Origin of the sequence: Halomonas sp. TD01, from assembly GCF_923868895.1 — a bacterium.
Lineage (GTDB): Bacteria > Pseudomonadota > Gammaproteobacteria > Pseudomonadales > Halomonadaceae > Vreelandella.
On sequence record NZ_OV350343.1, the window covers coordinates 3337641 to 3349435 of the forward strand.

The 11795-nt window shown below is 51.0% G+C and carries 12 protein-coding genes; 10 read left to right on the forward strand and 2 right to left on the reverse strand.

Translation table 11 applies throughout. From position 1 onward, the window contains the following. The first annotated feature begins 4 nt into the window (after positions 1-4). The 7 genes from tolQ to L1X57_RS15100 all read left to right on the forward strand — a co-directional run bounded on the left by tolQ (position 5) and on the right by L1X57_RS15100 (position 5978). Positions 5-685: a protein TolQ gene (tolQ, locus tag L1X57_RS15070; RefSeq protein WP_234667782.1), complete on the forward strand. Its 681-nt coding sequence runs from the start codon at positions 5-7 to the stop codon at positions 683-685. An 11-nt stretch (positions 686-696) separates the two neighbouring features. Beyond that, entirely contained in the window at positions 697-1134 is a 438-nt protein-coding gene (gene tolR, locus L1X57_RS15075; protein ID WP_009724442.1) for a protein TolR, read from the forward strand. Between the two features lie 13 nt (positions 1135-1147). Continuing rightward, positions 1148-2404: a cell envelope integrity protein TolA gene (tolA, locus tag L1X57_RS15080; RefSeq protein WP_234667784.1), complete on the forward strand. Its 1257-nt coding sequence runs from the start codon at positions 1148-1150 to the stop codon at positions 2402-2404. Next, the gene (gene tolB, locus L1X57_RS15085) at positions 2404-3696 is read left to right on the forward strand and encodes a Tol-Pal system beta propeller repeat protein TolB (protein ID WP_009724440.1); all 1293 of its coding nucleotides are present in this window, start codon (positions 2404-2406) and stop codon (positions 3694-3696) included. The genes tolA and tolB overlap by 1 nt, the downstream gene beginning before the upstream one ends. A gap of 46 nt (positions 3697-3742) precedes the next feature. Next, positions 3743-4288: a peptidoglycan-associated lipoprotein Pal gene (gene pal / locus L1X57_RS15090; RefSeq protein ID WP_009724439.1), complete on the forward strand. Its 546-nt coding sequence runs from the start codon at positions 3743-3745 to the stop codon at positions 4286-4288. A gap of 103 nt (positions 4289-4391) precedes the next feature. Continuing rightward, the gene (gene ybgF, locus L1X57_RS15095; RefSeq protein WP_039869629.1) at positions 4392-5183 is read left to right on the forward strand and encodes a tol-pal system protein YbgF; all 792 of its coding nucleotides are present in this window, start codon (positions 4392-4394) and stop codon (positions 5181-5183) included. 33 nt (positions 5184-5216) lie between these two features. Beyond that, on the forward strand, positions 5217-5978 hold the full coding sequence (locus tag L1X57_RS15100; RefSeq protein WP_009724437.1) for a YciK family oxidoreductase: 762 nt from the start codon (positions 5217-5219) through the stop codon (positions 5976-5978). Between the two features lie 147 nt (positions 5979-6125). On the opposite strand, the gene L1X57_RS15105 is transcribed toward L1X57_RS15100, so the two are convergent. Continuing rightward, on the reverse strand, positions 6126-6794 hold the full coding sequence (locus L1X57_RS15105) for an HAD-IA family hydrolase (RefSeq protein WP_009724436.1): 669 nt from the start codon (positions 6792-6794) through the stop codon (positions 6126-6128). Next, a complete protein-coding gene (ubiG, locus tag L1X57_RS15110) occupies positions 6795-7538 on the reverse strand; it encodes a bifunctional 2-polyprenyl-6-hydroxyphenol methylase/3-demethylubiquinol 3-O-methyltransferase UbiG (protein ID WP_009724435.1) in 744 nt (247 codons plus the stop codon). It abuts the gene before it with no gap. A 165-nt stretch (positions 7539-7703) separates the two neighbouring features. Between ubiG and L1X57_RS15115 the strand changes: the two genes are divergently transcribed. From L1X57_RS15115 to tamA, 3 genes are all read left to right on the forward strand, one after another. Then, the gene (locus L1X57_RS15115) at positions 7704-8996 is read left to right on the forward strand and encodes a nucleotide sugar dehydrogenase (RefSeq protein ID WP_009724434.1); all 1293 of its coding nucleotides are present in this window, start codon (positions 7704-7706) and stop codon (positions 8994-8996) included. A 9-nt stretch (positions 8997-9005) separates the two neighbouring features. After that, positions 9006-9854, forward strand: coding sequence for a hypothetical protein (locus tag L1X57_RS15120; protein WP_009724433.1), 849 nt, complete (start codon positions 9006-9008; stop codon positions 9852-9854). Between the two features lie 82 nt (positions 9855-9936). Continuing rightward, on the forward strand, positions 9937-11787 hold the full coding sequence (tamA, locus tag L1X57_RS15125; protein WP_039869693.1) for an autotransporter assembly complex protein TamA: 1851 nt from the start codon (positions 9937-9939) through the stop codon (positions 11785-11787). The last annotated feature ends 8 nt before the right edge of the window (positions 11788-11795 follow it).

The window sequence follows — 11795 nt, forward strand, 5'->3', positions numbered from 1 at the left end:
CACCATGTCCATTCCCCACTTGATAATGAGTGCCAGCACGGTTGTTCAGCTGGTGATGTTGCTGCTGGTGGTGGGTTCAATCCTCTCATGGGTGGTTATTTTCCAACGGAGTATTGCCCTGCGCAGGGCAAAACAGGAATACAGCCAATTTGAAGAATCCTTTTGGTCAGGTGTCGATTTAAACGAGTTATATCGAGAAATCCCCGCTGACGACCCACGCTATGGAGCAGAGCATATTTTCCAGGCTGGTTTTCGCGAATTTAATCGTTTAATGCCAAAAACGCGGAATCCCGACACCATTTTAGAAGGTGTGCAGCGGAGTATGCGCGTTGCCTGGTCACGGGAAGAGGATCGCCTAACCCAGCACTTGGTATTTCTCGCCACAGTGGCATCAGCGAGCCCCTACATTGGCTTGTTCGGCACGGTTTGGGGGATTATGGGTTCCTTCCAATCCCTTTCTATGACACAGCAAGCTACATTGGCAACTGTTGCCCCTTGGATTGCTGAAGCACTAATTGCAACAGCAATGGGCCTGTTTGCGGCCATCCCTGCGGTAATTTTCTATAACCGACTATCGAATGATGCTGCTCGCTTACTGGGCAAGTACGAAGACTTTGCCGAGGAGTTTCACGCTATCTTGCACCGTAATTTGCAAGGCCGTGAAAGCAAGTCCAGCGCTAGCTAAGGGAGTACGCTATGCAAGGCCCGTTTAACCGTAGCGGCAATAAAAAGCCGATGGCTGAAATCAACGTAGTGCCTTTTATTGATGTCATGCTGGTCTTACTGGTGATCTTTATGATCACCGCACCGATGCTGACTCAAGGGGTACAAGTAGATCTGCCTCAAGTCACATCAGAGCCTATCGAAAGCCAGGACGAAAGTGACCCTATCATTATCTCTGTCGACCGAGAGGGCGGCTACTTCATTACGCTTGGTGAAGATTCAACGTCTGTTTCTCTTGAACAAATGTCAGAACGGGTAATGGCGATACTACAGCGTCGTCCTGGCACGCCTGTCATGGTGCGTGGCGATCGCAATGTGCCATACGGGCAAATAGTTTTATTGATGAGCACACTGCAGCGTTCAGGTGTCGCTAATGTGGGGCTGTTATCTGAGCCACCACAAGATGGTTAAAGGTAGCGCGCAAATGGCAGTTAAACCACCACGTGACCCACAGGATGTTGGCTATACTTGGCCTACAGTCCTAGCGGTTGCGGTGCATTTATTGGTTGTGTTTTTTAGTCTGGTTAGTCTGCCAAGTTCAACGGCAGAACCAGACTCTTCTTCAATTGTGCAAGCGACACTCGTCAGCACTGAGACATTTACCGATCAGGCTCAGCAGGCGACAGAGCAGCAAGCCGCACTCAATAGTTCAACCGAACCCGACGAAGCTGAACCAGCGCCTGAACCTGACACAAGCGAGCAGGAAGCACTACAACAGCAAGCCGCTGAAGCCGCTGCTAGAGAAGAAGCTGAAGCGCGCGCAGAGGAGCAGGCACGCGAGCTACAAGAGGCTCAAGCTCAAGCCGAAGCTGAAGCGCAGCGCAGAGAAGAAGAAGCTCAGCGTCTAGCAGAACAGCAGGAAGTAGAAGCTCAGGCCCGAGAAGATGCCCAACGTGAAGCCGAGGCAGAAGCCCAGCGCCAGCGTGAAGCCGAGGCAGAAGCCCAGCGCCAGCGTGAAGCCGAGGCAGAAGCCCAGCGCCAGCGTGAAGCTGAGGCAGAAGCCCAACGCCAGCGTGAAGCCGAGGCAGAAGCCCAACGCCAGCGTGAAGCCGAGGCAGAAGCCCAACGCCAGCGTGAAGCTGAGGCAGAAGCCCAACGCCAGCGCGAAGCTGAGGCAGAAGCCCAACGCCAGCGCGAAGCTGAGGCAGAAGCCCAACGCCAGCGCGAAGCTGAGGCAGAAGCCCAACGCCAGCGCGAAGCTGAGGCAGAAGCCCAACGCCAGCGCGAAGCTGAGGCAGAAGCCCAACGCCAGCGCGAAGCTGAGGCAGAAGCCCAACGCCAGCGCGAAGCTGAGGCAGAAGCCCAACGCCAGCGTGAAGCCGAGGCGGCTAGGCAGCGTCAGCTAGAGGGAGAGGCTCAGGCTGCTGCTAATGCACAGCAGGCTCAGCAAGCAGCGAATAGTTTTATTAATATTGTGCGTCGCGCGGTAGAGCAGGCATGGTTAATTCCAGCAGGCGCCAGTGACACGATGAGTGCTACGATTCAAGTAAGACTTGGCCCGTCAGGAGAAGTACTTTTAACCACTATCGCTTCATCCAGCGGTGATAGTGCCTTTGACCGGTCTGCTATGCAGGCTGTTGAACACGCTGCACCGTTCAGCGAGCTGAGGGATTTGCCCGCAGAGCAGCAGCGTAACTTACGTCAATTTAATCTGCGATTTACCCCGGGGGATGTTCGCTGATGCAAACCATGAGCAAAGTGTGGCTGTTTTGCGTACTGCTATTCGTTAGTAGTTACGCAACTGCAAACGCAAACCTAACTATTGAAATAACACGAGGGAGCGACCAGGCCTTACCGATTGGTATTGTTCCCTTTGCAGGCGGCGACAACATGCCTGAAGACGTGGCTCAAATCATCCAGGACAATCTCGAACGCAGCGGTTTTTTTGCGCCCTTAGAACGTAATGCTATGTTTGATAGGCCAAGCCAAGCGGGTGATGTGGAATTTGGCACTTGGCGTTCGCTAGATGTGCGATATTTAGTGGTAGGTCGTGCGCAACAGACAGACAGCGGTTATCAGATTCAATTTGAGCTAATGGATATCAGTGGGCAGCGTCGCATGATAGGCGAAGCGGTCACTGCGAGTGCGAATGATTTACGTGGCGCTGCTCACTATATTAGCGATCAAATTTTTGAAGAAATTACTGATATCCGGGGTGCTTTCTCAACGCGAATTGCTTACGTAACCGCTCAAGGATTGGGCGATAATATGCAATTCGGCTTGTATGTGGCCGATGCGGATGGGCGTAATAGCAAACAAATACTTACTTCTGACCAACCGATCATGTCGCCGGCGTGGTCTCCCGATGGCCGGAAACTGGCTTACGTATCCTTCGAAACAGAACGCCCTGCTATTTATATTCAAGATGTTTCGACTGGACAGCGGATACAAGCAACCTCTTTCGAAGGTATCAATGGTGCTCCCACATGGTCGCCTGATGGCCGACGCATCGCTATGTCACTATCTAAGGATGGGCAGCCAGAAATTTATATCCTAGATATCAATAATCGCTCAGTAGAACGTATTACTCAAAACAGTAGCATTGATACTGAACCAGCTTGGGCGCCCGATGGACGTAGTCTAATATTTACTTCTGACCGGAGCGGCGGGCCGCAAATTTATGAGTACTCGTTAGGTAGTGGTGAAGCAAAGCGCATTACATTTACCGGCAACTACAATGCTCGGGCGCGTTATTCACCTGACGGTGAGCACATCTTTTTGATCCACCGTTCCAGCCGTGGATACCAAGTTGCGCGGCAAGATCGTGATGGAGGACGCCTTGTTGTGATAAGTGAAACAACAAGAGATGAATCTCCTAGTGTTGCGCCGAACGGGACCATGGTAATCTTCGCTACCCAACAGGGTAGTAATGGGGTGTTAAGTGCCGTTTCAGCGGATGGCCGCTCGTCATTTAGATTACCCGCAGCGCAAGGTGATGTCCGCGATCCCGCGTGGTCACCTTTTTTAAATTGATTGACGAAAAGTATTAATTTTTTGTTTTCAGGCAAGGAGTCTGATTATGCAACTTAAACCGTTGGCTCGCTCATTGGCAGTAGCGCTATCTATCGTAGTTATCGCGGGCTGTTCCAGCACCGGCGGAACCCAGGACGGTGACTCTTATGGAAGCCAGGATGGCAGCAGCATGGGATCTAGCACCTCAGGTGTTGGCACTGGTGGCCAGTACGGTTCTACGTCTGGTTCCGGCGCAGGCGCTGGTCAACAAGCTGATTCTCGCATTCCAGAAGTCCGTACCATCTATTTTGATTTCGACCGTGACACTATCAAAGGTGAGTACGAATCAGTAGTCATGGCTCACGCTCGCTATCTGCGTGCTAACCCAGGCGCTCAAGTTGTACTGCATGGTCACACCGACGAACGTGGCACCCGCGAATACAACATGGCTCTTGGTGAGCGTCGTGCCGGTGCTGTTCAGCGGTTCTTAAATATTCAAGGCGTGTCTCCTTCGCAAATGAGCGTTGTGAGCTACGGTGAAGAGCGTCCGGCAGCTAGCGGTCAAGGCGAAAGTGCCTACTCTCAAAACCGTCGCGTCGTCTTTAACTACTGATGGCATTAGCGTACCTAGTTGCTGAATATTAAGTACTATAAGCATTAAGTAAGTATTGAGGCTAGGTGCTAGGTACGCTAACTAAGTAATGATTGGAGTCATCATGAATCACAGTCTCAAACGTTATCTTGAGAGGCTGTGCGGTGCGGGAGCCATAGTGCTCCCGCTGTCCGTATTGCCCTTGACGGCCTTTGGTCAACAGCCCCTCGTTCAAGACTTATCAAGCGGATCGAGTGGTTTTTATCAGCAAACTCAACGCCAAGAATCATCTGGTGGCAACTTGGTACTCTTTAACCAAGTGCAAGAACACCAGAAAGAAATCCAGCAGCTACGTGGCCAAATTGAAGAGCTTCGACACCAGTTAGAGCAGCTTCGCCGACAGTCACAGCAGCAATACCTGGATATTGAAGACCGTTTGATGAATAGCGGTCCTAGTCAAATTGAACAATCTACTCCTGCAGTAGAGCCTGAGGCGGCAGAGCAAGTCGCCAATGCACCTTCTGGTCGAAACGTCAGCGAAGATGCTCAAGCAGACTATCAAGCAGCGTTTGCCCACGTTCAAGCACGTCAATTTAAAGATGCGATCAATGCGTTTAAAGCATTTGTCACTGATCATCCCGACACCAGTCTGACTGCGAACGGACATTACTGGCTAGGTGAACTCTATGCCGCTGAAGGCGAACTAAGCGATGCTGATGCGTCATTCAGCCGCGTGATCGAGCAGTACAGCGGCAGCAGCAAAGTACCCGATGCGCTTTATAAGCTAGGGTTAGTAAAAGCACGACAGGGCGAGGCTGAGCGAAGTCGTGAACTACTGGAACAAGTACGTGATGATTATCCGCAGAGTAGCGCTGCAGGACTTGCAAACGACTTTTTACGTCAGTCTGCAGGATAACGACTGTTTACACTTTTGCATCAAGGAAACCTCATGAGCTGCAAAATCGACTATCAACCAGCGTCCAATCTATTGGAAAACCGCGTCGTGTTGGTAACCGGTGCGGGTGATGGAATTGGACGTGCTGCTGCACTTACCTACGCCCGCCATGGGGCAACCGTGATACTGCTTGGCCGCACAATTGCTAAGCTCGAGCGTGTCTACGATGAAATTGAAGCTGCAGGCGGGCCGCAACCTGCCATTTTTCCGCTCAACTTTGAGGGCGCAACGCTCAAAGACTTTCACGATATGGCTGAAACGTTGGACAAGGAATTTGGCCGCTTAGATGGATTGCTTCATAACGCTAGCCTACTAGGAAGAATTACCCCATTTGAGCAGTACAACCCAGAGCTGTGGGAACAAGTCATGCAGGTCAATATCAATGGACCTATTTGGATGACCCAAGCGTTGCTGCCTCTGCTTCAGCAATCAGCTGACGCCTCTGTGATTTTCACTTCATCAAGTGTCGGACGAAAAGGCCGAGCCTATTGGGGAGCGTACTCGGTTTCAAAGTTCGCCACTGAAGGCTTTGTAGAAGTTCTTGCTGACGAACTTGAAAACCAGTCTACTGTGCGAGTTAATACACTAAACCCTGGTGCAACGCGCACCCAAATGCGCCGCGCTGCCTATCCAGGGGAAGATCCATTGACGCTACGTACCCCTGAAGAAATAATGCCCACCTATTTGTGGCTTATGGGGCCAGACAGTACCGGCGTCAGTGGCCAAAAATTTGACGCTCAACCACCACGGGTATAAGCGCAAATGAGCAGATAAGTAAATAAAGTAAATTAGCACCGCTAAATATTTTCACGGCCTTGTGTAACGTGCCTTGTCCATAGCTTGCTGATGAGTCACTTGTCGGTGTTCTAACTGCTTTCATTAAATAGTCGTTTTCTTATAACACTATCGATGAAAAGCGGTTAGTGCATCGACTAGGTCTTGACACGTTTCAAACCATAAATCAGCAGGCCACTGCTGGTAATCGTCTTCCTCACTGATATATCCGTAACCAACCGCGACTGCCGTCATTCCTGCCGCTTTTGCTGCCTCAATATCACGGATATGGTCACCAACGTACCAACATGTTTGTGGTGCCACGTTTAGCCTGCGTGCGGCTTCCCAAAGAGGTTCTGGGGCTGGTTTTTTGACCGCCAGATCATCCGCACATAAAAGAGCTCCTGGCGTGAGCGCCAGGGCCTCGAGTAGCGGAAGGGTATAGCGCCTTGGCTTGTTCGTTACAATCCCCCATAGACGTGATTCTGAATGCCAGCGGGTTAACCATTGATCAAGTGGTTCAAATAGTCGGCTGTGAACAGCGACTGCTTGTTCATAGTTATCTAACAAATACTGTCGCGCCGTATCATGCTCTGTGGAACCACTTTCAAGGCCAATAGCCAGGGTAACTAAGGCACTGCCTCCGTTAGAAACCTGGCCGCGTATTTGCCCGTAGGGGAGCGGTGCCAGCCCATGATGCCGTCTCAATGCATTCGTTGCTTCAGCAAGGTCAGGGGCAGTGTCAACGAGTGTTCCGTCTAGATCAAACAGTATGGCTTCGGGCATTGACGTTGACATTTATTGACTCGCTTTTCGGCAATACATCATGTAATTGACCGATACATCGTTTGCTACTAAACGGTAGTGACGAGTCAATGGATTATAGGTAAGTCCAGTTTGTTCGTTAACCTCGAGATCAGAGACTCTTGCCCAGGCTGCCATTTCAGAAGGGCGTATAAATTTCGCATAATCATGCGTGCCACGCGGCAATAGCTTAAGTACGTACTCAGCACCTAAAATCGCAAAAGCATACGATTTAGGGGTGCGATTTAGCGTCGAGAAAAACACGTAGCCTCCAGGGCGAACCAGCTCGCTACAAGCGCGAATGACCGATGCGGGGTCGGGCACATGCTCAAGCATTTCCATACAGGTTACGACGTCATAATGCCCGGGCTGCTCGGCCGCTAGGGCCTCAACACTGATCAGCCGATAGTCCACGGATACACCGCTTTCTGTCGCATGCAGTCGAGCAACGTTAAGAGGGGCGTCTCCAAGGTCAATGCCGGTAACATCAGCCCCTCGATTGGCCATCGATTCGCTTAAAATACCGCCACCACAACCGACATCCAGCACTTTTTTACCAGCTAAACCTGCACGAGCGTCAATAAAGTCAAGGCGCAATGGGTTAATGTCGTGCAACGGCTTGAACTCTCCCTTCGAGTCCCACCAACGACTAGCAAGTGCTTCAAATTTCGCAACTTCCGCGGCGTCGACATTGTCGTGGTTGCGATTAGTAGTGCTATCCTGAGGTATCGCTTGCATATTTTAACTCCCATTGTCGGTAAGTTGGCATGATGGTGGCATCCAACCAGTCGTTCAGTATTATGTCATTCTAACCACTCCTGGAAAGGAACGCATGAAAAGGAACTCGACATGACTCTTAACCCCCTATTTTCGCGACTTTTATTTTCTCAGGGAGCGTTTTGAATGCGAGTGTTACTTCACGGAAGTGAACTCAGTGCCGCTACTGCTGCCGCTGCGTTAGCCTGGGTAGGCCATCAAGTTGAGTGGCTGCTGCATGAAAGCGCACCATGGCCACAGCTTTTAAAAGCTGATTGGCTGCGCGGCGAACCTGAGTTAATGACGCATATTGAGCAAGCGTTAGCCAATGGAACACTGAGGGTTATTGAAGCGTCAGCGCAGGCTCATTCTCCTGATGTGGTTTGGCTGGCGTTGTCACCTGACCAGCGTCAAGCGGCCAGAGCGCTACTTGAAGCGCCTATATTTGAGCACCACAGCGGTGCTGTATTAATTAACAATTCAACATTCCCAGTAGGAGAAACAGAACAGCTACACGCACTTATGGGGCCTCAGCACAGTAGTGTTGCCTTACCCGATACCCTTGAAGAAGGGCGGGCCTGGGTTTCTTTTACGCGTCCTACACGCTGGCTACTGGGCTGCGATGATGCAACAGGCGAACAGGTGGCTCGTGAGCTTTTGCGTGCCTTTAATCGCCGCAATGATGTGTTCCAGCGTATGCCATGTAGAGCCGCTGAGCTGACTAAACTCGCTATCAATGGCATGTTGGCAACACGTATCAGCTATATGAACGAGATTGCAGGACTTGCAGACACGCTTGGAGTTGACGTTGAACATGTGCGTCAGGGCATGGGCGCAGATACACGAATTGGCTATGAATATTTATACCCTGGCTGTGGTTTTGGCGGCCCCAATTTCTCTCGCGACTTAATGCGCTTAGCTGACGTCCAGTCAGCCAGCGGTCGTAATTCGGCGCTGCTAGAGCAGGTAATGGACATTAATGAGCAGAAAAAAGAGACTTTATTTAGGAAGCTATGGACGTTCTTCGAGGGCGATTTAGCAGGTAAAACGATTGCTATATGGGGGGCTGCCTTTAAACCAGGCACCACCCGAATCGATCATGCGCCAGTGCTCACGCTTCTTGCAGCTTTATGGGCACAAGGCGTAAAGGTGAATCTTCATGATCCAGCGGCAACTCCAGCACTGCACGCCGCAGTCGGTGACCGAAACGATCTAACCACGTTTACCAGTGACCCTTACCTGGCATGTGAAGGAGCCGACGCACTGATGTTGGTGACTGAGTGGAAATCTTATTGGAACCCTGACTGGCATCGTTTAGCCTCGTTGTTAAGTGCTAAATTGGTGTTGGATGGTCGAAATATTTATGACCCAGCCTTCGTGGCTAGCTGTGGCTTACGATATAGAGGAATCGGGCGTCGAGCCGATCCCACAACGTATTGAGGAAAAAACATGCCCAACAGCACTGCGTCTTCTCGCATTGTTCCCGATGTGGATCAAAGCTTGACCGCACAACACTTGCGTCATCGCAAGGGGCCTAAGTTGTGGCCATTGTGGCTATTGATGGTGCTTATTATTATTTCTCTGGGCGCCGCCGCAGCAGGCCTTTGGTATGAAAGAGAACGCTTATTGGAAGAGGTTCATCGAGTAAGTGGAGAAGTATCAAATCTCCATGCAAGACTCGACTCGGGTGACACGGATACACAAGATGCGATAGCCTTTGTACAAGCACAGATGTCAACGCTGTTCCAAGAACAGGAGCAATTAGCCGTCGCGGTGACAAACACCCGCGAAGAGCTGTATGGGCTTTTAACGTCTAATGAAGAGCTCGTGAATGGCGATGCTCTCAGCGGCATTGCCGAGCGCATTAGTCAGTTGGAAGAGCAGGCAGCGCTGCGTGACCAACAGCTCACAGCCATAAGGACATCACTGGATGCGCTTGAGCAAGCGGGCATGTCTGGACGCCAAAACTTAGCAGAAGAAGTAACTTACCTCGAAGAAATGCTGTCACAACGCTTATCTGCGACTGCAAGCCGACTAGATGATGTTGCTCAGTTGGAAAACGAAAGCACCGAATTGGCAACAAAAGTTACAGCATGGCAAGAAGAGATTGATCAGCGCTTTGTTGATGTAAACTCAACCCTCGAAACTCTAAGCAGCACTGATACTGCCGCTACTCAAGAAGCCTTACAAGCACTCGAGCAGCAATGGGCACAACGGTTAAACACTTTAGAGAGTGATATCCGTCAAGTGCGGCAAGCCCAACTGGCATTTAGTGCTCAGATGGAAATGCTCCGCTAGAAATGCACTGTTAGAAATTGTCGGTAGCATGGCAATTGGTAATAAAGCCACCGAGTCGCTGATTTGGTTAGGGATGAACAGCATGGAAAGAAAACGGCGATGGCCTACCGTTAAAGAAGCGACTCGAGGGGTGGTTTTACCACTTCTTGTAACGTGGTCAGCTCCCTTATGGGCACTCAACGCTTCCATCAATGGTGTCAGCAGTGAAGTGGAAGCCAATATTGATGCCTATTTACAAAATATTGACGAAGACCAGTACACCGATGTCAGATTAGAAGGTGAAATACGTAAACGTGCGCGAGAAGCGATGCGCGTCTTCGGCTATTATGAACCAGACATTACCGTTGAGGTTGATAGCTCTCCCATCACGCTTCGTATCGAGCCCGGCTCGCAGGTCAAAATCGACGTTCTTTCTGTCAATATCGTCGGTGAAGCAAGTGATGACCCTCCGTTTCAAGAAGCCCTTGATGCATTTCCCTTAAAGGAAGGCGATACATTACGCCATGCCCCGTGGGATCGGCTGCGCAACCAGTTTTCAGGCTTAGCACTTGAACGTGGTTATTTTGACTGGGGGTTCACTGATCGCCGAATGGAAATAAGGCCATATCTAGAAAGCGCTCGCCTCTACATGGATTTCGACAGTGGTCCGCGCTACCAATTTGGTAACACGTCTATTTCAGGCAGCCATATTGAGCCAGACCGTTTGCGGAAAATGCGGACATTTGAAGCGGGCGAGCCTTATCTCGCCGAATCCGTGGCTCTTTATAACCAGCGTCTAGCAGAAACAGGCTGGTTTAGCTCGGTATCGGTTCGGCCAAGACTTGAGACTGCACAAGAGCTAACGCTAGCGCCACCAACTGGCTCTCCATGGTGGGATGAGGCAACGGCGTCGCAACCCCAGCGCCCCCGACTTTCCAGCGCAGCATTTGCCAGTGCACTTAGCCTTAGCCAACGCGACAATACAAACTTACCTATTGACGTCAATGTAGAACCTGCTGACCGGCATCAATTCGAAGTGGGGGTTGGCTTTGCAACCGATGTGGGGCCACGCATGCGTTTTGGCTGGAAACAGCCATGGATTAACCGCTTTGGTCATAGTCTGAATCATGATTTGTATATTTCAGCACCCGACCAGCGTTTTACAGGCACCTATAATATCCCGTTAGATAATCCGTTACGCGATAGCTATCGCCTGCAGTATGGCGTGCGTAACTTAGATGACGGGGATACTCAGTCGTTAGAAGGCACGGTGGAAATAGCTCGTCGATGGGAGTTCGAAAACCGCTGGGTGCAAACACTTTACTTCCGTACCACCTACGAAGACTTTACCCAAGGGGGGGTGTCAGATGAGGTGTTACTGTTCTATCCAGGCATTCAATGGTCTCGTGCAAGAACACGCCCTCAGCGGTTCCCCCTGTGGGGAGATCGACAACAGCTATCGATCGAGTATTCAGACACCTTATGGGGATCCGATGCCCAATTTACGCGTGTAACAGGCGACACCGAATGGATCCGAACAATCGGCGATGACAACCGTTTCTCAGCAAGGCTAAGTATCGGCGCTATCGAAACAGACAATTTCGATAAGCTGCCTCCATCGCTGCGCTTTTTTGCAGGCGGTGACCGAAGTGTTCGTGGTTATTCCTACGAAAGCCTATCCCCCCGAAATGAAGAAGGGCGCTTACGTGGCGGCCAGCAAATGTTGACCTCGACACTCGAGTACCAGCGTCGAGTCTCAGGAGACTGGTGGGGAGCAACTTTTGTCGATAGCGGAGATGCCTTCGATAACTGGGGGCCAGAGGAGTTAAAAACGGGCGCAGGGGTCGGCGTACGCTGGATCTCGCCTGTGGGGCCTATTCGACTTGACGTAGCACACCCATTTGACGATGAAGACGATTGGCGCCTGCATTTTTCCATCGGACCGGAATTTTAGGAGAGCAT